The 23,108-nt window shown below is 67.3% G+C and carries 20 protein-coding genes; 7 read left to right on the top strand and 13 right to left on the bottom strand.

Features of this window, described 5'->3' with window-relative positions:
• The first annotated feature begins 1 nt into the window (after position 1).
• Complete coding sequence (locus G6N77_RS11295; RefSeq protein ID WP_165182268.1) at positions 2-673, top strand: ABC transporter ATP-binding protein; 672 nt, start codon at positions 2-4, stop codon at positions 671-673.
• A gap of 189 nt (positions 674-862) precedes the next feature.
• Here the strand turns inward: G6N77_RS11295 and G6N77_RS11290 are convergent, their stop codons facing one another.
• The 4 genes from G6N77_RS11290 to mmsB are packed head-to-tail and all read right to left on the bottom strand — an operon-like array spanning position 863 to position 5,435.
• Positions 863-1,702, bottom strand: coding sequence for an enoyl-CoA hydratase/isomerase family protein (locus G6N77_RS11290; RefSeq protein ID WP_205678224.1), 840 nt, complete (start codon positions 1,700-1,702; stop codon positions 863-865).
• Complete coding sequence (locus G6N77_RS11285) at positions 1,699-2,994, bottom strand: CaiB/BaiF CoA transferase family protein (protein ID WP_165182267.1); 1,296 nt, start codon at positions 2,992-2,994, stop codon at positions 1,699-1,701. Before G6N77_RS11285 ends, G6N77_RS11290 begins: the two co-directional genes overlap by 4 nt.
• The gene (locus tag G6N77_RS11280) at positions 2,987-4,492 is read right to left on the bottom strand and encodes an aldehyde dehydrogenase family protein (RefSeq protein WP_165182266.1); all 1,506 of its coding nucleotides are present in this window, start codon (positions 4,490-4,492) and stop codon (positions 2,987-2,989) included. The genes G6N77_RS11285 and G6N77_RS11280 overlap by 8 nt, the downstream gene beginning before the upstream one ends.
• A 13-nt stretch (positions 4,493-4,505) precedes the next feature.
• Complete coding sequence (gene mmsB, locus G6N77_RS11275; protein WP_165182265.1) at positions 4,506-5,435, bottom strand: 3-hydroxyisobutyrate dehydrogenase; 930 nt, start codon at positions 5,433-5,435, stop codon at positions 4,506-4,508.
• A gap of 176 nt (positions 5,436-5,611) precedes the next feature.
• Between mmsB and G6N77_RS11270 the strand changes: the two genes are divergently transcribed.
• Positions 5,612-6,520 carry a LysR family transcriptional regulator gene (locus G6N77_RS11270; protein ID WP_165182264.1) on the top strand — a complete coding sequence of 303 codons (909 nt, stop codon included), beginning with the start codon at positions 5,612-5,614 and terminating at the stop codon, positions 6,518-6,520.
• Between the two features lie 320 nt (positions 6,521-6,840).
• Here G6N77_RS11270 and G6N77_RS11265 read toward each other — a convergent pair whose 3' ends face one another.
• Both G6N77_RS11265 and G6N77_RS11260 read right to left on the bottom strand, forming a co-directional pair.
• Positions 6,841-7,587, bottom strand: a complete 747-nt coding sequence (locus tag G6N77_RS11265; RefSeq protein ID WP_165182300.1) for a 3-hydroxybutyrate dehydrogenase — start codon at positions 7,585-7,587, stop codon at positions 6,841-6,843.
• A 113-nt stretch (positions 7,588-7,700) separates the two neighbouring features.
• Complete coding sequence (locus G6N77_RS11260) at positions 7,701-9,092, bottom strand: MFS transporter (RefSeq protein WP_165182263.1); 1,392 nt, start codon at positions 9,090-9,092, stop codon at positions 7,701-7,703.
• A gap of 304 nt (positions 9,093-9,396) precedes the next feature.
• On the opposite strand from G6N77_RS11260, the gene G6N77_RS11255 reads away from it, so the two are divergent.
• Positions 9,397-10,665: a CAP domain-containing protein gene (locus G6N77_RS11255; protein ID WP_165182262.1), complete on the top strand. Its 1,269-nt coding sequence runs from the start codon at positions 9,397-9,399 to the stop codon at positions 10,663-10,665.
• Between the two features lie 18 nt (positions 10,666-10,683).
• On the opposite strand, the gene G6N77_RS11250 is transcribed toward G6N77_RS11255, so the two are convergent.
• The 4 genes from G6N77_RS11250 to G6N77_RS11235 form a co-directional block, all read right to left on the bottom strand.
• Complete coding sequence (locus G6N77_RS11250; RefSeq protein WP_165182261.1) at positions 10,684-12,207, bottom strand: S10 family peptidase; 1,524 nt, start codon at positions 12,205-12,207, stop codon at positions 10,684-10,686.
• A gap of 23 nt (positions 12,208-12,230) precedes the next feature.
• Entirely contained in the window at positions 12,231-12,947 is a 717-nt protein-coding gene (locus G6N77_RS11245) for an SRPBCC family protein (RefSeq protein ID WP_205678223.1), read from the bottom strand.
• Positions 12,944-13,579 (bottom strand): winged helix-turn-helix domain-containing protein, encoded by a 636-nt coding sequence (locus G6N77_RS11240; protein WP_205678222.1) that lies wholly within the window; start codon positions 13,577-13,579, stop codon positions 12,944-12,946. Before G6N77_RS11240 ends, G6N77_RS11245 begins: the two co-directional genes overlap by 4 nt.
• A gap of 66 nt (positions 13,580-13,645) precedes the next feature.
• Positions 13,646-14,701 (bottom strand): zinc-dependent alcohol dehydrogenase family protein, encoded by a 1,056-nt coding sequence (locus G6N77_RS11235; protein ID WP_165182260.1) that lies wholly within the window; start codon positions 14,699-14,701, stop codon positions 13,646-13,648.
• Between the two features lie 193 nt (positions 14,702-14,894).
• Between G6N77_RS11235 and G6N77_RS11230 the strand changes: the two genes are divergently transcribed.
• The 4 genes from G6N77_RS11230 to G6N77_RS11215 are packed head-to-tail and all read left to right on the top strand — an operon-like array spanning position 14,895 to position 17,160.
• Positions 14,895-15,224: a PadR family transcriptional regulator gene (locus G6N77_RS11230; RefSeq protein ID WP_165182259.1), complete on the top strand. Its 330-nt coding sequence runs from the start codon at positions 14,895-14,897 to the stop codon at positions 15,222-15,224.
• A 2-nt stretch (positions 15,225-15,226) separates the two neighbouring features.
• Positions 15,227-15,592 carry a DUF1048 domain-containing protein gene (locus G6N77_RS11225; RefSeq protein ID WP_165182258.1) on the top strand — a complete coding sequence of 122 codons (366 nt, stop codon included), beginning with the start codon at positions 15,227-15,229 and terminating at the stop codon, positions 15,590-15,592.
• 25 nt (positions 15,593-15,617) lie between these two features.
• Entirely contained in the window at positions 15,618-16,388 is a 771-nt protein-coding gene (locus G6N77_RS11220; protein ID WP_165182257.1) for an ABC transporter ATP-binding protein, read from the top strand.
• A gap of 10 nt (positions 16,389-16,398) precedes the next feature.
• Positions 16,399-17,160: an ABC transporter permease gene (locus tag G6N77_RS11215; protein ID WP_165182256.1), complete on the top strand. Its 762-nt coding sequence runs from the start codon at positions 16,399-16,401 to the stop codon at positions 17,158-17,160.
• 64 nt (positions 17,161-17,224) lie between these two features.
• On the opposite strand, the gene G6N77_RS11210 is transcribed toward G6N77_RS11215, so the two are convergent.
• From G6N77_RS11210 to G6N77_RS11200, 3 genes are read right to left on the bottom strand one after another with little or no spacing between them, the layout of a single operon-like run.
• The gene (locus G6N77_RS11210; RefSeq protein WP_165182297.1) at positions 17,225-17,911 is read right to left on the bottom strand and encodes a DNA alkylation repair protein; all 687 of its coding nucleotides are present in this window, start codon (positions 17,909-17,911) and stop codon (positions 17,225-17,227) included.
• Positions 17,912-17,968: 57 nt separating this feature from the next.
• Entirely contained in the window at positions 17,969-19,768 is a 1,800-nt protein-coding gene (locus G6N77_RS11205) for an ATP-binding cassette domain-containing protein (protein WP_165182255.1), read from the bottom strand.
• Positions 19,769-19,789: 21 nt separating this feature from the next.
• Complete coding sequence (locus G6N77_RS11200) at positions 19,790-23,038, bottom strand: GH92 family glycosyl hydrolase (protein ID WP_165182254.1); 3,249 nt, start codon at positions 23,036-23,038, stop codon at positions 19,790-19,792.
• Positions 23,039-23,108 lie beyond the last annotated feature (70 nt).

Here is a 23,108-nt window from a genome sequence, read left to right as displayed (position 1 = left end):
CATGCTTAGTGTTACTGATGTTGTCAAGACGTTTAATTCCGGAGACCGGACCATCAAGCCCGTCAACGGTGTCAGCTTCACCCTGGAACAGGGCACTTTTGCCGCAATATTGGGCAAGAGCGGCAGCGGCAAGAGCACCCTGCTGTCGCTGCTGGGCGCGCTCGACAAGGCCAGCTCGGGGGATGTGGTGGTGGATGAGGTGAACATTTCCAAACTTCCGGACAGGAAGCTGACGGCCTACCGGCGCGACGACATCGGCTTCGTGTTCCAGCAGTACAACCTGATCCCGAACCTCTCGGCGCTGGAAAATGTCATGCTGCCCATGGAGTTCGCCGGGGTGCGGCACGGCGAGCGCAGCAAGCGTGCCGCGGAGCTGCTCAACCAGGTGGAATTGACGGAGGAGATGCACGGGCGGAAGGCGAACCGCCTCTCCGGCGGCATGCAGCAGCGCGTGGCCATTGCCCGGGCGCTGGCGAACAATCCGAAGCTGATCCTGGCAGACGAGCCCACCGGCAACCTGGACGACGAGACGGGCGAGCTCATCATTGCCCTGCTGCGCCAGCTGGCGCACGAAAAGAAGACCACCATCCTGGTAGTCACCCACGACCACGCCCTGGCCTCACAGACCGACAGGAAGTTCCGCCTGGCCCGCGGCAAGCTCACCGAAGACTAGCCGCCCCCGCCCCCTCCGACCCTCGGTTCCAACCGGGGCACATCCAGCCGACCCTCGGTTCCAACCGGGGCACATCCAGCCGACCCTCGGTTGGCGACTGAGGGAGCGATCCCCAAAACTCACCCGTTTGCAACCGAGCGTCGGGGAAATGACCCCCGATTGCAACCGAGCGTCAAAAGGGAGGGGAGGCTACTGGAGGGGGCGGAGCCAGGTGAACTGCGGCGTCTCCTTGGCAAGGAAGGCGGCCACGCCGATCCGCGGATCGGCGCTGGCCGCCATTTCGCGCTGCCAATGCGTGTTCCGTTCCGCCAGTTCGGCCTCCGGAACACCGGAGCTAAGGGCGTTGACCAGGTCCTTTTGCGACTGGATGGAAAACTGGGAGCGGCCGGCCAGCATCAGGGCGAACGCCTCGATGTCGTGCCAAAAGGTGCCGCCGGGCAGCACCTTCACCGCCAGGCCCAGGCGCAGTGCCTCGGCGGCGTCGACCATCTCGCCGCTGAACAACAGGTATTTCGCCACGGCGGGCCCCACCAGCTCCACGAGCTTCCGGATTCCCGACAGCGGGTACACAATGCCGATCTTCGCCGGCGTGATGCCAAAGACCGCGTTTTCGGAGGCGAGCCGGATGTCGCACGCCCCGGCGATCTGCCAGCCGCCGCCCACGCAGTACCCGTCAATCGCGGCAATGGTGGGCTTGCGGAAGCGGGCCAGGGCGGTTTCGGCCACCGTGATGTCGCCGCCGTCGCGCTTTCCGGTGGCGGGGTCCCGCAGGATTTCCCGCACCGAGGCGATGTCCGCGCCGGCGGAAAAATGCTTACCTTCCCCGCGCACCACCACCACCTTGACCGTGTCGTCGGCCTCCAGCGCGTCCAGCTGCTCGGCAAATTGCGGCCACATGCCGGCGGTGATGGCGTTGCGCATGGCGGGATTGTCCATGATGAGCGTGGCGACGGGGCCGTTGTTCTCCACGCGCAGCCGGCCTACCCGCGGCGAGGATTCCCCGGGGGTCCCGGCCGGTGCGGCGCTCACGCCAACACGTCCGACGTCGGGCCGTCACCTTGGGCGGCCGGCCCGCCTGCCGCCGGGGTTGGGACGGGGGCCGGGTCCACAGCGGGGGCCGGCACAGCCAGCACTACGCCCGCCTCCACGAGCCCTGCAACCTGTTCCGCAGTCAGCCCCAGCCGCGCCAAAACGGCAAGGGTGTCCTGGCCCAGTGCGGGAGGTGCATTGCGGATGGCCGGCGCCTGCCGGTTGACGGAAATGGGTCCGCGAACCAGCGGCAGGGCCGATCCGTCCGCGCGCCGGACTTCCTGCACCACGCCCAGCGCCTGGACCTGCGGATCGGCGAAGGCCTGGGCGTAATTGTAGATGGGCCCGGCGGGGATCTTGGCGGCCCGCAGTTCGCGCAGCCAGTGCTCCGCCGTGCCGTTGGCGAGCAGTTTCTCCAGGACGTCCTTGAGGGCGTGGCGGTTGACGTTGCGCAGCTTGCCGGTGGCGTAGTCGGGGTGGCCCTCCAGTTCGGGGGCGCCCAGCAGCCGGCAGAGCACGCCCCACTGGGTCTGGTTGCCCACGGCGATGATGAGCGGAATGTCGCCCGTGCTGAACACGCCGTACGGGGACAGGACCGGGTGGTTGTTGCCCTGCGGCACCGGCACCTCCCCAGTGCTGAGGTACTTCTGGCCCTGGAACGCGGCCAGCGCCAGCCCGGTTTCCAGCAGCGAGGTGGAAACCTCCATGCCGGTGCCGGTGCGTTCACGTCCCACCAGGGCGGCGGCGATGCCCAGGGCCGTGTTGATGCCGGAGACCATGTCGATGATGGGCACGCCCACCCTCACCATGGTGTCGGCGTCAGCACCTGTGACGGACATCAGCCCCGTCATGCCCTGGGCCACCTGGTCCAGCCCGGGCGCCTGCGACAGTGGCCCAATGGCGCCGAAGCCGCTGACGGAGGCAATGATGATGCCTGGCTTGGCCGCCCGCAGGGCATCCGGGTCCAGGGACATGGTGGACAGCACGCCCGGGCGGAAGTTTTCCACTACGACGTCGGCGCTGAGGGCAAGTGTCCACAGCAGCTCCCGGCCCTCCGGGCTGTAAAAGTCAATCGCAATGGATTCCTTGCCCCGGTTGGCGGAGTCGAAATACAGGCTGTGCTCGTGTTCAAAGGGCGGCCAGGAACGGCTGGAGTCCCCGCCCTTGATGCTTTCGGCCTTGATGATGTCCGCGCCCAGGTCGCCGAGCAGGGCCGTGCAGTACGGCCCTGCCAATGCACGGCTCAGGTCCAGGACGCGGATCCCCGCCAGCGGCAGCCCGCTGTCACCCATTGCTGCCCACTCCGCGCAGCTTTACGTTGATCTGCTTGGTCTGGGTGAAGCCGGCCAGCATGCCCTCCAGGGACACTTCCCGGCCGATCCCGCTCTGCTTGTAGCCGCCGTAGGACTGGCCCACCACCTGCCCGCCGCCCTGGTTGACCTGCACCCAGCCGGCGTCGATCCGGTGGGCCGTGTTCAGTGCGTTGTCCAGATTGTGGCTCCACACATAGGCCGCCAGTCCGTAGTTGGTGTCGTTGGCCATGCGGATCACGTCCTCGGTGTCCTTCCAGGGGATGGCCACCAGGACCGGGCCGAAGATCTCCTCGCGGGCCAGCCTGAACTCGTTGCGGACCCCGCTGAAGACGGTGGGCAGGTGGTAGTAGCCCTCCGTCAGCGGCCCGTCGCTGGGGGCACTGCCGCCCAGCACCGCCTTCATGCCCGGCGTGGCGCGCCCTTCGTCGAGGTAGCCGGTGATGGCCGAGTGCTGCTTGCGGTTGATGATGGCGCCCATGTCGGAGGCCTCGTCCAGCGGGTCACCGACCTTCAGCGCCCCAAGGCGGGCACTGAGGCGGCCCAGGACGTCGTCGTATATGTCCTCGTGGAGGAACAGGCGGGAGCCGGCCGTGCAGCTTTGGCCCTGACGGGTAAAGCGGGAGGCGAGGAGCAGGCCGTCCAGGAGTTCGTCGTCGTCCACGGCGTCGGGGAAAACGATGGAGGGGTTCTTCCCGCCCAGCTCCAGCGACATGTGGGCCAGCCGCGCGCCGGCCTCCCCGGCCACCTCGCGGCCCACTTCCGTGGAGCCGGTGAAGGAGACCTTGTCGACGCCGGGGTGGTTGGCCAGGGCGGTGCCGATCACGCCGCCGCGCCCGGTCAGGGCATTGACGACGCCGGCCGGCAGGTGCCGGTTGCACACTTCCGCCAGCTTGAGGATGGTGAGCGGGGCGTCGTCGGCCGCCTTCATGATGACGGTGTTCCCGGCGGCGAGCGCCGCGGGGATCTTGAACGCAGCGATCATCAGGGGCGAGTTCCAGGGCAGGATCGCGGCCACCACGCCGAGGGGTTCCAGGCGCGTGTACTGCAGCTGGTTCTCGCCGGCCGGCAGCGTGGTGCCCTTGACCTCCCCGGCGATGCCGGCGAAGTAGCGGAACATGGCCACCATGGTGGTGGACTCGGGGCGGGCCTGGGTGCGCAGCGCGTTGCCGGTGTCCAGCGCGGTGAGCCGGGCGAATTCCTCGCTGCGCTGCTCGAGTTCGTCGGCGATGGCCAGCAGAGCCTTGGCCCGGCCGGTAAAGTGCTGGGCACGCCAGGCCGGGTAGGCTGCGCGGGCGGCCGCCACGGCCCGGTCCACGTCCTCCACGGTGCCGGCGGGGACGCGGGCTATGACGGTTTCGCGGCGGGCGGGGTTGAAGACCTCGCGCCACTGCGCGCCGCTTGAGGGCTGCTCCTGGCCCCCGATCCACATGGGCCAGTCGCGGACGGCGGGTGCTGTCTGGGTGGTTGTTTCAGTCATGGCAATAACCTTCCTAGGAAAGGGCTGTGGCGGATGCGGGCACGGCCGGGGCTGCGAGGGAGCCGTCCACCAGGGACACAATCATGGTGCAGTCCTTGGCGCCCTGGCCGCCGTCGATCAGGCGCTGGAACAGCTGCTGGACGTGCTCGCCGATCTCAAGCGGCGTCTCGGTGCTCCGGGCGGCCGCAATGGCCAGGCCGATGTCCTTGTTGGCCAGTTCGGCGGTGAACGTGGGGGCAAAGCCGTTGTTGGAGGCAGCGGTGGGGACCACCCCTGCCAGCGGGTACCAGGTGCGCAGCGCCCAGCTGTCGCCGGAGGAGACGGAGGCAATGTCCCAAAAGACCTGCTTGTCCAGGCCCAGCCGGTCCGCCAGCACGGCGCCTTCGGATGTGGAGGCCAGGTTGATGAACAGCATCAGGTTGTTGCAGATCTTGGCGGCCTGGCCGGTGGTGGCGCCGCCCGTGGGGATGATGTTTGCGGACATGGGCTCGATGTACCCGGACGCCTCGGCCACGGCGCCTGACTCGCCGCCGATCATGAAGGTGAGGGTTCCGGCGGCCGCGCCGCTCATGCCTCCCGAGACCGGGGCGTCCACAAAGCGGAAGCCGGCGGCAGCAGCGGCGTCGTGCACGGCCTGGGCGGACTCAATGTCGATGGTGGAGGAGTCAATGAGGAGGGTTTCCTTGGCGGCATGGGCCAGGATGCCGGCCTCGCCAAAGTAGACGCTGCGGACGTGGTCACCCTTGGGAAGCATGGTAAATACGACGTCGGCGCCCTGGACTGCCTCCGCAATCGAGGCGGTGGCGGTGACCCCGTGGGCGACGGCGGCCTCGAGTGCGTGCGTGCTGAGGTCGAAGCCCCGAACGGCGTGGCCGGCCTTGACCATGTTGGCAGTCATGGGCCCGCCCATGTTGCCCAATCCAATCCACGCCACTGTTGCCATGATGAAGCCCCTTTGCTCACTGTTCCCATTATGCCCCGGCCCAATTTTTTACCGGATATGACAACCATCACACCCTGTTAGAGTGCAAACAAGACCAAAAATGGCAGACGCCATGTGCATGGATGCACTTTGCCGGCCGGCCGGGGATCCGGCCCGTACATATGGAGGGATGCTGGATGGACTTTAAGAGGTTTCCGAACCCGGATGACCTGTTGATCCTGCTGACAGTTGCCCGGCTGGGCCGCTTTACCGCCGTGGCGGATGCCCTGGAGATCACCCACACCACGGTGTCCCGGCGCATCCTGGCCCTGGACAAGCAGTTGGGCGGGCGCACGCTGGAGCGCACGCCGCAGGGGTGGGAGCTGACCGAGCTGGGCCGGGCCGCCGTCAGTGCCGCGGAAGGGATTGAGCAAAACCTCACCCTGCTCTCTTCAGGCCTGGGGCAGGGAAAGGACATTGTTTCCGGCGTGGTGCGGGTCAGCACGTCAGACGGCTTCGGCGCCCTGATTGCCACCCCGGCTCTGGTGCGGCTGCAGCTGGACCATCCGCTGCTGCGCGTGGAACTGCTCAGCGCCACGCGAAAATTGAGCCGGAACCGCTCGGGGGTTGACCTGGAGGTGGTGGCCGGCAGCGTCGATGCAGGCCGGGCGGAGGTCATCTTCCTGACCGATTACACGCTGCGGCTGTATGCGGGGAGGGGGTACGTGGAGGCGCACGGGCTGCCAGGCAGCGAGGCGGGGCTCAAGGACCACCGTTTCATCTCCTACGTCGAGTCCACGCTGCAGGTGGCCGAGCTGGCCCAGCGCCACCACCGCTCCACTTCCGCACCGGCCGAATTCCAGTCCACCAGCGTGTTTGCCCAGATTGAGGCCGTCCGGGCCAACGCCGGCATTGGCATGCTGCCGGCGTTCATGGCCGACGGGCAGGAGGGCTTTGTCCGGGTGCTGCCCGGGGAGGTGGAGCAGCGGGTGCAGTACTGGGCCGCCGCCCGCCCCGAATCGCTGCGGTCCCCGGCCGTGCAGGCCGTGGTGGCTGCCCTGCTCCGGGAGACCCGCCGCCAGCAGCACCGCCTCCTCCCCGCCTGACCATCCCTCGGTTGCAAACGGGGCCATTTTCCCCATCCCTCCCGCACCAACGGGGCCACTTTCCCCATCCCTCCCGCACCAACGGGGCCATTTTCCCCATCCCTCCCGCACAAACGGGGCCATTTTCCCCATCCCTCGGTTGCAAACGGGGCCATTTTCCCCATCCCTCCCGCACAAACGGGGCCATTTTCCCCATCCCTCGGTTGCAAACGGGGCACGCGAAGCAAACGCTCCCCCACTTGGTGAAGGAGCGTTTGCGAATATTGCCCCGATTGCAACCGAGCGTCGGAAAAAGAGGGCCCGATTGCAACCGAGCGTCGTTAGGCGGTCCAGCCGCCGTCCATCACGTAGGAGGCGCCGGTGACCATGGCGGCCTGGTCGGAGGCAAGCCAGGCCACCAGCCCGGCCACCTCGTCCGGTTCCACCAGGCGCTTGATGGCGCTGTTGGCCAGCATCACCTCGCCGAGCACCTGCGATTCGGGAATCCCGTGCGTCTTGGCCTGGTCGGCCACCTGCCCTTCAACGAGGGGCGTGCGGACGTAGCCGGGGTTGACGCAATTGCTCGTGACCCCGTGGGCGCCGCCCTCGCGGGCCGTCACCTTGGACAGCCCCTCAAGACCGTGCTTGGCCGACACGTACGCGGACTTGAACGACGACGCCCGCAGCCCGTGGATGGAGGACATGTTGATGATCCGTCCATGCCCCTGGGCGTACATATGCGGCAGGGCTGCCCGCACCAGCAGGAACGGCGCCTCCAACATGATGGTCAGGATGCGCCGGAACGCTGCCGGGTCGAAATCCTCGATAGGGCTGATGGTCTGGATGCCGGCGTTGTTGACCAGGATGTCCACGTCCAGGGTGAGCGATTCAAGGGCGGAGGTGTCCAGCAGGTCCAGCTCCCAGGACTCGCCGCCCACTTCGGCGGCGACGGCGGCCGCCCCGGCCCCGTCCCGGTCCGCAACGATCACGTAGGCTCCGCGGGCCGCAACCGCACGGGCGGTTGCGGACCCGAGCCCGCCGGCACCGCCGGTGACTAGCGCCCGCCTGCCGGACAGGCTGCCGGACAGGCTGCCTGCCGGGACCCCGGCTGCCGGGAGAACGGCCCCCGTGACGCGCCCGACGACGGTTGCCCGCGCCTCGCCCGCCCCTGCCGGATCCACAGTTTCGTTCCCTGCCATGGCTAACCCACTTTCGTTGCTGACGTGCCTGCAGCGGTACGGGCGATCGCCAGCGTGCCGGCGGCATCGGCGTCGTCAATGTCCTGCAGGGAGACCCCCTTGGTTTCCTTCAGGAATAGCACAGCCACGGCCGTAACAACACAGGCACCCAGCAGGTAGATGGCCACGGGGACCGAGGAATGGTAGTGCTGCACCAGGGCGGTGGCGATGAAGGGGGCAATGGAACCGGCCACGATGGAGGTGACCTGGTAGCCCAGGGAGACGCCGGAGTAGCGCATGCGGGTGGGGAACATCTCGGCCATGATGGAGGGCTGGCCGGCGTACATGAGGGCGTGGAACACCAGCCCGATGGTGACGGAGGCCAGGATGAGGAAATCGTTCTTTGTGTCCATCATGGGGAAAGCGAAGAAGCCCCACGTGGCGCCGGTGATGGCCCCGAGCATGTAGGTGGGCTTGCGGCCGATCGCATCGGAGAGCCTGCCCACCGTGGGAACCACGAAGAAGTGGATGCCGTGTGCCACCAGGAGCAGCAGCAGGATCCTCGAGGTGTCAATGTCAACGATGATCTTCAGGTACGTGATGGAGAAGGTGACCACCAGGTAGTACAGGATATTCTCGGCGAAACGCAGGCCCATGGCAGTGAACACGCCCCGCGGGTAGCGGCGGAAGACCTCGAACACGCCGTAGCCGGCATTGGGGTTGTTTTCCATTTCTTCCTGCGCCTTGAGGAAGATGGGTGCATCGTTGACCTTGGTGCGGATGTAGTAGCCGATGAGCACAATCACGGCGGAGAGCCAGAAGGCCACGCGCCAGCCCCAGCTCAGGAACGCCGCCTCGCTCAGCGTGGAGGAAAGCACCAGCAGCACCGTGGTGGCGAGCAGGTTGCCCATGGGCACGGCGGACTGCGGCCAGGAGGACCAGAAGCCGCGGGACTTGTCCGGGCTGTGCTCGGCCACCAGCAGCACGGCTCCTCCCCATTCACCGCCGACGGCGAAGCCCTGGATGAAGCGCAGCGCCACCAGCAGTGCGGGGGCCCAGTAGCCCACCTGGTCAAAGCCGGGCAGGCAGCCCATGCCAAACGTGGCTATGCCCACCATGATGATGCTCAGCTGCAGGAGCTTCTTCCGGCCGAACTTGTCGCCAAAGTGGCCAAAGACGATCCCGCCGATGGGCCGGGCAACAAAGCCGACGGCGTAGGTGAGGAACCCTGCCATGATGCCGTCCAGAACGGAGCCGGCGTTGGGAAAGAACATTTTGCCGAACACCAGGCTGACGGCCGTGGCGTAGAGGAAAAACTCGTACCACTCCACCACAGTGCCGGCCATTGATGCCGCAACCACCTTGCGGAGCCCGGATTCCTTGACGGATGGCCGGGCTCCAACATTCTGACTCATGTTTTCTCCTTCGCGCCATGGCGCGCTGTCTTCGTTGACAATGGGCCCATCCACTGGCTGTGACATGAAGCACAATGGGTGGTTTTCTTGAGTATCGCAGTGCAAACCAACCGGTAACAACAGCCATTAGCGCAGACACCGTGCGCAGGAATGCACACTCGCCTGGCCCGGCTGCACATTCAGGCTGAAGGTTTCCTGTATTTTTCCTCCGGGGTACTATGGGGGCGCCCGCCCGTCGCAAAACCAGTAAGAAGCTCCGCAGCAAACCAAACCCCGACCAAACTTCCAGAGCAAGGCTTCGCACATGCGCAAACTCCTCGGTTTCCTGACCAGCCTCCTGCTGGCGGCCGCCCTGCTCGGGACCGGCATTGCGCCGGCACTGGCCGCCACGACTCCTCCGCCGCCCGCCGATCCGTATCTGGCCAAGGTTTTGCAGCTGATGAACAGCTACCGGTGGCAGAACGGCGCGGGCCCCCTGGTGTGGAACGCCACCATTGCGAAGGGCTCCCAGGACTGGGCGGGGACCCTCAACAGCCGCATCAACGCCGGCACCTTCGACGTGGCCAAGGTGCACCGCCCGGACGGCGGGCTCTCCATCCTGCCGGCGGGGGCGGACATGTACTCGGAGATCGTTGCCATCAACGTCTCGGCCCAGGCAACCGTGGACTGGTGGATGAACTCGCCTGCGCACCGGGCTGCCCTGCTGGACCCGCGCGCCACGGACGTCGGTGCCGGATACGTGGTCACCACCAAATCCGGCTGGAGCGGCATGACGGTGACAGTGGCCAACCTGGCGGGGTACGCCGCCTCGCGGCTCAACCAGCCGCAGCCGCCGCCGCAACCCGTGGCCAATCCGGGCGACATTGCCGCCGTGGACACCGCAGGCAACCTGTTCATTTACCCCTCAGCCAGGGGCGGGGACCTGTGGCAGCGCAAGTTTGTCTCCTCCGGCTGGACGGGCGTGCAGCAGCTGGCCATCACGGACCTGAACTCCGACGGCTTCCAGGACATCCTCACCGTGTGGAAATCGGGCGCGCTGACCATCAGCTACGGCCAGGCCAACGGGACCTTGAAGGCGCCGCAGGCCATTGGCAACGGCTGGGGCCCGTATGACATTGTTGCCGCCAAATGGCGCGCCTCGGACGCCTTTCCGGGCCTCGTCGCCAAGGACCGCGCCACCGGAAACCTCTTTTACTACCCGTTCAACGGCGCCGGCTTCACCCCGCGCCTGCAGATCGGCAACGGCTGGGGCCCGCTGACCATCATGGGCCTGGACTTCGACGGCGACGGCCGGATGGACCTGGCGGCCCGCAACGCCGCCGGCCAGCTGCTGCTCTACCGCGGCACCGGCACGGGCGGCTTCGTGGGCGAAACCCGGCGGGTCATCGGCACCGGCTGGGGCGGCATGACGCACCTGTCCGGCATCTACAACCATCTCGGCACCAACGCCTGGGGCATCCTGGCCCGCGACGGCGCCGGGAACCTGCTGCACTACCCCATCCTCACCGGCGGCTTCGGCGCCCGGTCCCAGATCGGCACCGGAGGCTGGGGCCCACTGACACTGGGGAGCTGATTCGCACGGACAAAGCCCCTACCGCGGCGCCACGAACTCCGCGAGCGCGGCCAGCTGGTCCTCCCGGCACTGCTCGTTGAGGTACATCATGTGCCCGGCCCGGTGGTAGTGGTGTGTGAAGCGGGCGCGGGCCTCGTCTGAAATGTTCAGGTGCGCCCACACGTATTCGGCCGCGAAGTGGGGCGTGGCGCCGTCGTGGTAGCCGTAGTCCACGTGCACGCGCAGGGCCGGGTTGTAGTTCAGCAGCCGTTCCAAATCCCCCGTCACATCCACCGGCGCGCCCTCAAAGGTCTTGTAGCTCCACGGCTGGACGCGGCCGGTCAGCACCTCGTAGGGGAGGTCGTTTTCGTAGCCCAGCTCGGCGCGCACATAGTGGTTGATGGCGGCGGCGTAGGGGCCGGTGATGGCGTTCATGGAGGGGTCGTCCCAGTTCACCGACGCCTGCCCGCGCAGGTGCCGCTGCGTGAACCGGCCGTCGATCCGCCCCACCGTGAGTCCCTCCGCGCGCAGCAGTTCGGCGGAAAACTCCGAATAGTCCCAGCGCAGATTTGACTGCCGGATGAAGTCCTCGCCCAGTGTTGTCAGCTCCGCCAATTTAAGTACGACGCCGTCCAGCTCGCTTGCGCTGAGCCGGGCGCCTTGGGTGAGGGCCCAGCCATACTCGCGCCCGGCAAAGTCCTCCGCCTCGGCCACCACGTCCTCCAACTCGCGGCCAGGGTGGCGGCCGTGGAAGTGGGCGATGGCGGCGTAGGTGGGAAGGTGCAGTGCGTACGGGGTGTCGTTGCCGGGCTGGAAGTCCAGGGTGGAAAGGTTCAGCACGGTGGAGATCAGGCCCAGCCCGTTGACGGCCAGCCCGTAGGCGTCAAAGAGGCGCGCGGCAACGGCCACTGCCCGCAGCGTGCCGTAGGACTCCCCCACCAGGTACTTTGGGCTGAGCCAGCGGTTGTTGCGCGTGGTCCAGAGCCGGACCACCTCGGCCACAAGGTCGCGGTCCTCCACGAACGCGTGGAATTCGTCCGCCGTGCCGCCGTCCACCACGCGGGAAAAGCCGGTGTTGACGGGGTCGATCAGGACCAGGTCGGCGTGCTCCAGGATGGTGTTGGCGTTGTCCACCAGGCCAAACGGTGCCGGCGTCAGCGCGCCCACGTCGCCGCTGTCCACGCGGCGCGGGCCGAGCAGGCCAATGTGCAGCCACACGCTGGAGGAGCCGGGGCCGCCGTTGAAGGCAAACACGACGGGACGCGAAGACGGCCCGGCCGCATCCGCCTCAGTTTCCTGGTCCCTGACGTAGCTGACCATGAAAATCTCGGCCTTGGGCTTGAAGCCCTGCGCCTTGCCGTCTTCGGTGGCCTCCTGGCGCAGCACCAGCCGGCCGGCCGTGCTGGTGTAGCGCAGGCCGGATGCCAGTGCATGCTTCCGGGAGGTGAAGTCATCGGTGACGGCGGGAGTCGCGGACGACGCGGGGGTGCCGGCGGACGGCGCCTGCACGCCGGCGGATCCGTCCGGACCGGTGGTTGCTGCATTGTCGGTGTTTTCAGCCATGCAGCGAGCCTATCGCCCTGCGGCTAGGAGTAAATCCCGTTCAGCCAGGCACCCCATGCTGTTCCGGCGGCCTCGCCGTCGGCCCCGGGCGCGAAAAGGTGGACGGTCATGCCCACCACGGCGCCAAAGGCGTTGCGGCCGAAGAAGCGGTACATGGCGTCCTCGGTGCGCAGCCCCACGAAGTTCTTATCCAGGTAGTCCACCACGGCGTCCACGGTGCCGACCCCCGCAATGGTGAGGCTGACATGTCCCCCGGCTCCGGAGTCGTGAATCCCCAGGGCTGCCTTGACGGCTTCGAAGGCCTCGGGGGACGAGGAGGCGGCCGGCCCCTGGATGTCGGCAAACGCGGCCTGCTTCCCGGCAAAGTACTTCACGTACTGGCCCAGGGTGTGCTGGTAAAACGCCGTATGCTTGGCGGCGCCGTCGTACTGGTTGTCCCAGTCCTCGAAGAAGACGCCGCTGTGGACGTAGCGCAGCCAGGACTTGCCGCCGGGGAGCTCGGAGATGTCATATTCGAGGGTGTTGAAGAAGCCGCCCTCGCCCTCCAGGTGGTTGGCGAAGCGGTGCGGCGGCTCCCACACGGTGACGGTGCTGCCGTAGGGGCCCACGCCGCCCAGCTTGGGCTCCACCTCCATGGGCCACAGCCAGCCCGAGTTGCCCAGCGTTGCCGCGTCAAAAACCTGCTGCGGCGTGCCGTCAATCTCCGATTCGTGCACAATCTTGAATTCCTTGGCCATCATTGCTCCTTGGTGCGGCCGGGTGTTCCGGCAGTGATTGGGGGTGCTGCTTCCGGCGCCTTGACGCTGGGATGAAGTGCGACGACGATGCGGTGGTTCCGCCCGCCGCCCGCGTTTGCGCTGTGGTACTTTTCCACCAGCCCGGCCACGCTGGCCGAGAGTTCGGCGACAAAGGCCGCCCGGTCTGCCGCGCTGGCGAAGGTCAGTTCCCCGTCCAGGGCGAAGGTGGCCAGCCGCTTGTTGGCCCTGTCGGCCCCGGTGATCAGCGATCCAACATCGTTGACCAGGCGGGCGGCCACGGCCAGCATCCAGCGGGCGGAAACCCGGTTGGGTGCCAGCGCAGGGTCAGGCGCGACGCCGGGCAGTGCGGCGGGTGAGATCACATAGGAGCGCGCCGTGGCGCCCATGATCCGTTCCGTCACATTGCCCTTGCGGCGCTCCTCGACCAATGCCACGAGCCCGTGGTGTTCAAGCATTTTCAGGTGGTAGTTCACTTTTTGGCGCGGCAGGCCGATCCGCGCGGCCACGGTGGCCGCGGAGGCCGGGGTTCGCAGTTCAGCCAGGAGCCGGGCCCGGATGGGGTCCAGCGAGGCCTCGGCCGCCTGCGCGTCCTCGATGACTGCCACTTCCAACATGACACCAGTGTCTCACCGAATAATTTATTTGTCCAGAATTATTTTGCGTTCCGCGGGCGACAGCCGTTACGGCCGGAGCAGGACCTTGATGGCACGCCGTTCATCCATGGCCCGATAGGCCTCGGGAGCCTGCTCCAGCGCCATGACGGAGTCAAAGACCAGGCCGGGATTGATGGTGCCGGCCAGCACGTCCTTGAGCAGTTCGGGGATGTAGGTCCTGGCCGAGGCCATGCCGCCGGCCACGTGGATGTTGGAGTCAAACAGGTAGCGCAGCGGGATTTCGGCCCCTCCCGTGGGGACGCCCACGAATCCCAGGCTGCCGCCGGGCCGGGTGCTGTGGAGGGCCTGTTCCATGGACTCCTTCGTGCCCACGCATTCCAGCACGGAGTCGGCCAGCACCCCGCCGAGCAGTTCGCGGACCTGGGCCACGCCAAGGTCCCCGCGTTCGGCCACCACGTCCGTGGCGCCTAACTGAACGGCGAGCGCAGCCCTGTCCTCATGGCGGGACATCGCGATGATCCGCGTGGCGCCCAGCCGCTTGGCTGCCAGCACGCCGCAGAGGCCCACGGCTCCGTCGCCCACCACCACCACGGACCGGCCTGGGCCCACGTTGGCGCTGACGGCGGCGTGGTGGCCGGTGGCCATGACGTCGGAGAGTGTCAGCAGGCTGGCCGTCAGGGCGTCGTCGGGTTCGGTGACGCCGGGCACCTTGACCAGGGTGGCCTCGGCCTGCGGCACGCGCACTGCCTGCCCCTGGGCGCCTTCGACGAAGAAGCCGTGCTCATCGGTGTCGCCCCAGCCGGCAATGTGCTCGCAGGCAACGGTCACGCCGTTTTGGCACGGGGGGCACTGGCCGCAGCTGTCCACGAACGGCGCAATGACAAAGTCGCCCACGCCCAGCCCGGTCACGTCCGCCCCTACACTTTCCACGACGCCAACGAATTCGTGGCCGATCGCCGAGGGTTCACTGAGGGCCTTCACGCCGCGGTACGGCCACAGGTCCGAGCCGCACACGCAGGCGGCGGCCACCTTCACCACCGCATCGCCGGGCATCTTGATGGCGGGGTAGTCCCGGTCCTCGACCCTGATGTCGCCGGGTCCGTAAATCATTGTTGCGCGCATGGGATAGTCCTCAATCCTGATTTTGATCCACGTTGATTCTAGTGACCGCAGGCCGGCAGAACGCTGGCCGGCCCCATCCGAACCCCTCCCGCACGGCCTGCCGGGTCCCTCAAAAAAAAGTATTGCACGATCGCTACTTAACGCTACTATGTACTGGTAGCTAGTATCACCAAGTAGTGAAGGGAGGCGCCGAATGGGCAAGCAAATGACGGAGATGCTCAAGGGCACCTTGGAGGGCATCGTCCTGGCAATCCTGTCAGTGCGGCCTGCCTACGGGTATGAGATCACAGCGCGGCTGCGGGAACAGGGCTTCGCGGACATCGCCGAAGGAACCGTCTATGCACTGCTGGTGCGGATTGAGCGCAACGGCCTGGTCGGGGTGGAAAAGGTTCCCTCCGAGAAGGGGCCGCCACGCAAGGTGTATTCGCTCAACGTCCCGGGCCGCGAATATCTCGAGGAATTTTGGACCACATGGGGCTTCCTGGCGGACAGGCTGGGACAGCTCAAGGAGGAAGGAAAGTAGCCATGGCAACAAACTGGATTGAGCTGGTCGCCGGCTCGCTGGAGCAGAAGAAGCAGTACAGGCAGTACAAGGCGCGCATCAAGGCGCTGCCGCCAAACTACCGCACGGCCATTGAGGCCCTGGACCGCTACCTCATGTACTTCGGTGCCGTCACGAAGGGCGACACGCTGCTGTTGATGCTGGAGGACCTGCTGGTCCTTTTCGAGCAGAGCGCCGCGGACGGCACCACCGTCCGCGCCATTGTCGGGGCGGACCCCGTGGAGTTCGTGGACTCATTCCTGGCGAACTATTCGGAGGGGCAGTGGATCAACAAGGAGCGCAAGCGCCTGGTCGACTCCATCGACGCCATCGCGGACAGCGAACAGTAATTTCGCAGAAGGGAAGGACAGGCAGATGGAAACCACCAGCGGCCAGGCACCCGTGATTCATGTTGAGGGCCTGGAAAAGTCATTCAAGGATTTGCAAGTGCTGCGCGGCGTGGACTTTGACGTGGCGCAGGGAAGCGTTTTTGCCCTGCTCGGATCGAACGGGGCGGGCAAGACCACAGTGGTCAGGATCCTGGCCACGCTCCTGAAGGCCGACGCCGGTGCTGCCGCGGTCAACGGCTTCGACGTCGCCTCCCAGCCCGCCCAGGTGCGGGAGTCGTTCAGCCTCACCGGCCAGTTCGCGGCGGTGGATGAAATCCTCACCGGGCGGGAGAACCTGGTCCTGGTTGCCAAGCTGCGGCACGTCAAGGACCCCGGCGCCGTTGCGGATGCGCTGCTCGAGCGGTTCTCATTGGCCGATTCGGGCGCCCGGAAGGTCTCCGAGTACTCGGGCGGCATGCGCCGGCGGCTGGACATTTCGATGAGCCTTATCGGCAACCCGCCCGTGATCTTCCTCGACGAGCCGACCACCGGGCTTGACCCGCAGGCGCGCCTGGAGGTCTGGGCCGCCGTGCGCGAACTCGCGGCGCACGGCACCACGGTTTTGCTCACCACGCAAACCCTGGACGAGGCCGAACAGCTCGCGGACAGGATAGCCATCCTGCACGGGGGCCGGATCATCGTCAACGGCACCTTGGCCGAGCTCAAGGCGCTGCTCCCGCCGGCCAAAGTTGAATACGTTGAAAAGCAGCCGACCCTCGAGGATGTCTTCCTCGCCCTGGTCGGCGAGAAGGACTGAGGAGAATTCGATGAAAACCCACTTTTTCGGCGACACCGCCGTGCTGCTGGGACGCTCCCTGCGCCACATCAGCCGCAGCCTGGACACGATCATCACCACCACCATCATGCCGATCGCCTTCATGCTGCTCTTTGTCTACGTTTTTGGCGGGGCCATCAAGACCGGCTCCGGCAGCTACGTCAACTACCTGCTGCCGGGCATCCTTCTCATCACCATTGCCTCCGGCATCTCCTACACGGCGTTCCGGCTGTTCCTGGACATGAAGGGCGGCATCTTCGAGCGGTTCCAGTCCATGCCGATCGCCCGCTCCTCCGTGCTGTGGGCGCACGTGCTGACGTCCCTGGTTGCCAACCTGGTCTCTATCGTCGTCGTCGTGCTCGTGGCCCTGGTCATGGGATTCCGCAGCCCGGCAGGCCCGCTGGCATGGCTGGCAGTGGCCGGAATCCTGATGCTGTTCACGCTGGCGCTGACCTGGATAGCTGTGATCCCAGGGCTGTCGGCGACGTCGGCGGACGGCGCCAGCGCCTTCTCCTACCCGATCATCTTCCTGCCGTTCATCAGCTCGGCGTTCGTGCCCACCGCCACCATGCCGGGGCCGGTGCGCTGGTTTGCCGAAAACCAGCCGGTCACCTCCATCGTCAACTCCATCCGCGACCTTTTCGCGCAGCAGCCGGTGGGGAGCAACATCTGGGTGGCGCTGGTCTGGTGTGTCGGCATCCTGGTGGTGGCGTACTTCTTCGCCATGGCCGCCTACCGGAAGAAGATTGCCTGAGCCCCACACAAGGCAGGCGGCCCGTCCGGGGTTTCCGGCCGGGCCGCCAGGCCGCCCGTCCGGGCTACTGGCCGCCTTGCCGGCGCACCATTTCGGCAATCCACAGCGGCGCGAAAGGCGAGGTGCAGTTCGGCGGCGTCGGGTAGTCCCTGAGGACCCCCAGGCGTTCGCCGATGTCGACGGCACGGGCCCGCAGATCCGGGTTCCCTATGCCGATCTGGGCCAGGCAGGTGTTCATGGCCCACTGCAGCCGGTCCGGGGCATCCGCCATGTGCGCCTCGATGAGGTCCAGCAGCCCCGGGAGGTCCAGTCCGCCGGGTGTCTTGGCAATGCGGTCGCCGGTCAGCCCCCAGCCCGCACTCGCCACCACGGGGTCGGGGTCGGCGAACCAGGCCACGCGCAGTTCCTCGGTGTGCGGGCCCTTCTTCACCACGTAGTTGACAAACCAGTCGTTGACCTTGGGGACGCTGGATTGGCGCATCATGGTGTCCAGTTCCCCGGCTGTGAAGGCCTTGGGGCGGCTGATCAGCAGCGACAGGAGCCGGGCCACGGTGTCCCCCGTGTCCCAGAGTTCGCGTGCCAGCTCGGGCTGGGGCTTGAGCCGTTTTGCAATGGCCCGCAGCTTGCCCAGGTTCACCCCGTGGTCGTCCCCGTGTTTCTCATTCACGGCGCGTGCCCGCGGGTCCTCCAGTGCGGCCAGCTCGGCCATTACTTCGGCGGCCGTGGTTCCGGCCGCTGTCGTTGGGGACATCATGCTCTCCTGTCCATCGGACCTGGCGCTGGCCTGTCCGGCCGGCACGCTGCCAGCCTACCGGGAAGTTGCAGCCACACCCAGGGCCTGGTCCACGGGCGGCCGCCGGCTGACGCCGCCGTCGAGCTGTTCGGCGAATATCTCGCTGAAGCGGCCGGGCTCAGCCATGAGCTCTTCATAACGGCCCCGCTGGACCACCCGGCCGCCGTCGATCACGTAAATCCGGTCCATGCCCTTCAGCGTCCAGGCCCGGTGGGAGACCACGATGGTGATGCGGTTGTGGCGGGTCCTGGCGAGTTCCCGGAAGATGTCCTGTTCGGCCTCGGCGTCAATGGCCGACGTCGGCTCGTCCAGCACCCAGATGGCGGGGTCGCGCAGGTAGATGCGGGCTAGGGCCAGGCGCTGCCACTGCCCGCCGGAAACGCCCAGCCCGCCCCACTGTTCGCCCAGCTGGGTGTCCAGGCCGAGTGGGAACTTGCGGACCAGGTCCGCGGCGCGGGCGGATTCCAGCGCCGCCCACACCTCCTCGTCCGTGATCCCGGTGCGCGGGGTGCCCAGGCACACCACCTCCCGGATCGTCATCTCGTAGCGGCCAAACTCCTGGGTCAGCAGGCCGAAGTAGCCCAGCCAGACATCCTCGGACAGTTCCGCCTGCGTCTGCCCGTCAATCGAAACTGTCCCGCCGGAGAGTTCGGTCAGGCCCAGCAGGGCGTTCACGGTGGTGGTTTTTCCAGCGCCATTCACGCCCACCAGCGCGATGATCTCGCCGCGGCGGGCCTCAACGCTGACATCCCGGAGCGTGTCAACCGCCGCCCCCGGGTAGCGGTGCTGCATGTTGGCCCCGGCCAGGCGTTCGGCCGTGGGGACAATGACCTGTTCGCCGCGCTTTTGCTTGCCGGAATCGGCGAAAAACACCCGGAGCCCCTCGCATTGCGGCGAGTTTTGCACGGAGACGCCAATGGAGCCGGCGGCACCGCCCACTGACGCCATGGCGGCCATGACCCCGTACACGCCGGCCACGGCCGCGGGCCCGTAGTGCATGTCCACCACCACGGCCCCCATGGCGCCGACCAGCAGCACGGTGGTGATGGCACCGATGGCCCAGTCCATGCCCAGCACGGCCTTGGACAGCTTGTCCCGCGCCGCGACCACGTCAGTCCACGTGCTCCGGACCATGTCCGCCACGCGTTCTCCCGTACCCAGCCCCGACAGTTCCGTGGCTGTCTTTTCCCGCACCAGCAGGTCGCGCAGGTAGCGTTCCCGGCCAAACAAGGTGCCCAGGCTCTCCCACATGCGGGTCTGGACGCCGCCCAGAATCTTGGCGGAAACCATGGTGGGGACCAACGCCAGCAGGACCAGGAGCCCGGCCAGCTTGCTGAAGGCAAAGAGGGCGATGATGACGCCCACCACGGCCAGCGTCTGCTCCAAAACGCCGGCCACAAGGGATTCGAACTGGTAGCTGACCTGTTCGGAAATGGCCCGGTTGTGCTTCTCGATGGCCGTGGTGGTGGCCGGCTTCACCAGCTCCGAAGGACGCATCCGGGCCACCCTGTGAGCGAGCCTGGTCTGCATGGCCGCGGCGGCCCGGGTCATGGCCATCAGGCGGATCGTGGCGCAGGCCACCCGCACGGGGCCGGTGAATCCGACAATGAGCACCACCCACAGCAGCGGGACAATGACGTCGCCCATCGCGTGGGCGCCCTTGAGGGAATTGACCAGCGCCGCAATCGCCAGCACCTGCATGGCGGGGATGGCTGACATGACCAGGGACAGGGCGATGGTGATCACGGTCCGGCGCGGCGAGGCCCGGAACGTCTGGCTGATGATGAATCCGGAACTGCGCAAATATGTCTTCATGATTCCTTAAGTTCCTGCCGGTTACAGCCCGGCGAAAAGTTCCAGCTGGTACACGGTTGCCGCGCCCGCCGCCGTCAGCCGGAAATGGGTGGCCGGCCAGCCGGACACCTGGAACGGGCGGGTCTGGCGCTCCCACAGGAACGATTCGCCGCTGCGGGTGTCCAGGACTGTCCAGTCATCGCCGTTCAGCGAGCCCTCCAGGACCCAGCCGGTGAGCTGCGGGCCGGCCGTCACGGTATACAGCGTCACGGCCGCGGGTGCCTGGAGCGCATAGGCCGCCCACCCGCCGTCGGGCATGGAAACGCCGTCCTCGGAGGTGTTGTTGAACAGCAGTTCCGGCGCGTCCACGGACCCCGATATGTCGCCGTCGGGCGCTATGAGGTCCGACGCCGGAGCCCGGGTTTCGCCGGGGGCGTCCAGTGACGGCGGGGCTGCTTCGGCAGACGACCCCCACGAGGACGGTTCCGCGCCCATCACAAAGTCCAGCGTGGCGCCGGCGGCCAGGGTTGCATGATCGATGAAGGTGCTGTGCCACGGCTCGCCATTGACGGTGAGGGACTGGATGTACACGTTTTCGGGGCCGTGGTTGGCGGCCCGGACTGTGATGGTGTTGCCGGTGGCGAGCCGGACCGAGGCGTCGGCATAGAGCGGCGCCGTGAGGATGAAACCGCCCGAGGCCAGGGACAGCGGGTAGAAACCAAGCGCGGCAAAGACGTACCAGGCGGACATTTCGCCGTTGTCCTCGTCCCCGGGGTAGCCCTGGCCGATCTCGCTGCCGGTGAAGAGGCGGGCCACGCTTTCGCGGGTGATGGCCTGGGTCTTGTGCGGGGCGTCCGTGAACGCGTACATGAACGGGGCGTGGTGGGCCGGTTGGTTGGAGATGCCGAACATGCCCATGCGGATGTTGCGGGCCTCGGTCATCTCATGGATCACGTCCCAGTAGGAGCCCTTGAACTCGTGGCGGGCCGTTTCGGGCGTGGCGAAGTACTCGTCCAGCTTCGCTTCCAGGCCCTTCCGGCCGCCGTGGAGTGCGGCCAGGCCGGCACCGTCCTGCGGCACGCTGAAGGCCATGCCCCAGGCGTTGGTTTCCGTGTAGTCGTGCCCCCAGGTGCGGGGGTCGAAGGTGTCCGGGCCGTGGCTGAAGGCGCCCCCGCTGTTGCGGCCCTGGAAGAAGCCGGTGGCCGGGTCAAAGAGGTGCCGGTAGCCGCGGGCCCGGTTGCCAAAGTAGGCGGCGTTGGCTGCATACTCGGCGCGGCGGGGGTCCTCCGCGGAGGCGCGTTCCAGCAGCAGTTCGGAGAAGCGGGCCACGCCGTAGTCGCTGATGGCGTTTTCCAGCGACCAGGACATGGCCTCGTCCGTGGCGTCGCTGGGGATCCAGCCGGTGAAGATGCCCACGTCCAGCCCCTTGCGGCCCGTGGCGGAATCACCGGAGGGCACGGTGGCGTTGCGCAGCGCGGAATCGTAGGCGTCGGCCAGGTCAAAGCCGCCCACGCCGTTGAGCGCGGCATCGGCAAAGACCAGGTCGCTGCTGGTGCCCACCATGCAATCCGAGTAGCCGGGTGCCGACCAGCGGGGGGTCCAGCCGCCGTCGCGGTAGTGCTCCACGAAGCCGTCCAGCATGTTCCCTGCCCGGTCGGGGTCCAGCAGGCACAGTGCCGGCCATTCCGTGCGGTAGGTGTCCCAGAAGCCGTTGTTGACGAAGGTGGTGCCGGGGTTCAGCTGCGCGCCGGTCACCTCGGCGCCGTGGGCGTCCGCGGGCTTGAGGAAGCTGGCGTACTGCCATTTGGGCTCAGCCGTGGTGCCCGCGTTTTCGCTGGCCGAGTTCGGGTACAGGAACATCCGGTACAGGTTGGAGTACAGCGTGGTGAGCTGGTCCGCACTGGCGCCCTGCACGGTGACGGCGCCGAGCTTGGCGTCCCACAGTTCCCTGGCGCGGGCCGCAACCTGGTCCACGCCGTCGCCGTCGGGAATTTCCAGGGCCAGGCTGTGGCGGGCCTGGGCGATGCTGATGAAGGACGTGGCCGCCTTGACGTTCACGGTGCGGGATTCATCCAGTGCGAACCGCACCCACCCGGCGGGGCGTTCGGCGTCGAACATGCCGGATTCCAGGGCGGGGCGGTCTGCCACGGCGTAAAAGTACATGCGCAGGGCGGTGGAGTTTTCGCTGCCGTCCACGTAGCCGGACAGCACCGGCAGCCCGTTGGTTCCGGTGCTGATGGTCAGGGAGCCGTTGTTGTCGAGCTGGTCCAGCAGCAGGGTGGCGCCCGTTGCGCCGTCGTTGCCTGTGCCCTCCGGGTACTCGAAGCGGAGCGCCACGGAGTGGTCGGCGGGCGCAGCCGTGGCCACCAGGCCGTTGTCGAAGGTGACGCGGTAGCGGTGCGGCCCGGCCTCTTCGTTGCCGTGCCGGAAAGCCAGCGCGCGCGTGGCAGGGTCCAGCTCGGGGGTGCCCGTGCCGGGCATGAACTGCAGCACGGAGTAGTCGTTCATCCACGGGCTGGGCTGGTGGGAGATGCTCAGGGCCTGCAGGGCACTCACCCCGGGGGCCACGTCGTGCTGGTGGTAGGCGTAGACCCACTGGGTGGTGCGGGCGTCAGTGCAGGGGGTGATGAAGTTGAAGCCGAAGGGCACGGCCGCGGCCGGCAGCGTGTTGCCGCGCGACACCCCGCCGGAGGAATGCGTGCCGCGCGTGGTCAGCACGTGGTCACTGGGGCGCCCCTCCCCCGCCGGATCGGCAGCCACATAAAGCTCGACGCCGTCGATCCATCCTTCCAGCGCGGCCTCCGGCACGCCACCGGGCAGGTGCACGGCGGCCTCGACGGCGGTGACTGTGCGGCCCGCGAGCGCGGAGAGGTCCACGGTGCGGATGTTCCACTGGTCAGGGATGAGCGTCTTGGCTTCGCCCTGCGCCTTCGCGCCGGCCCCGAAGCCGTATTGGTCCGCCAGCCCGGTCTCCGAGAGGCGGGTGCCGCCGTCCAGGACCAGGTCGACGGCGGCGGCGCAGTCCCCGTAGCCGCCTGCCGGGTCGTCGTCATTGCCGGCAAACGCCGGGTAGAGGAAGTACCTCAGGGTGCTGCCCGCCGCGATCCGGTGCGTTTCCTCCCGCAGCACGGCGCGAACCGTGCGCTCCGCACCCAAGGGGGCTCCTGCGTCGGCCGTGTCCTTGGGCTCGTTGGCGGAAACGGCGTAGCGCCACGGGGAGGCGGTGTTGAAGCCCTGCCCCGGGCGCGAGCTGGGCGTGTGGGAGGGGCCGCTGTGGGGCAGCAATTCCATGGCTGTTCCTTGGAGGTCAGGAAGGGATGAGGTCTGTGGGGACGCGCGGCACCGGGAGCGGAATGCTGTG

This window comes from Arthrobacter silviterrae, assembly GCF_011045165.1.
GTDB lineage: Bacteria > Actinomycetota > Actinomycetes > Actinomycetales > Micrococcaceae > Specibacter > Specibacter silviterrae.
Note: the sequence above shows the minus strand (reverse complement) of the source record. Positions and strands in the feature narration are given on the sequence as shown.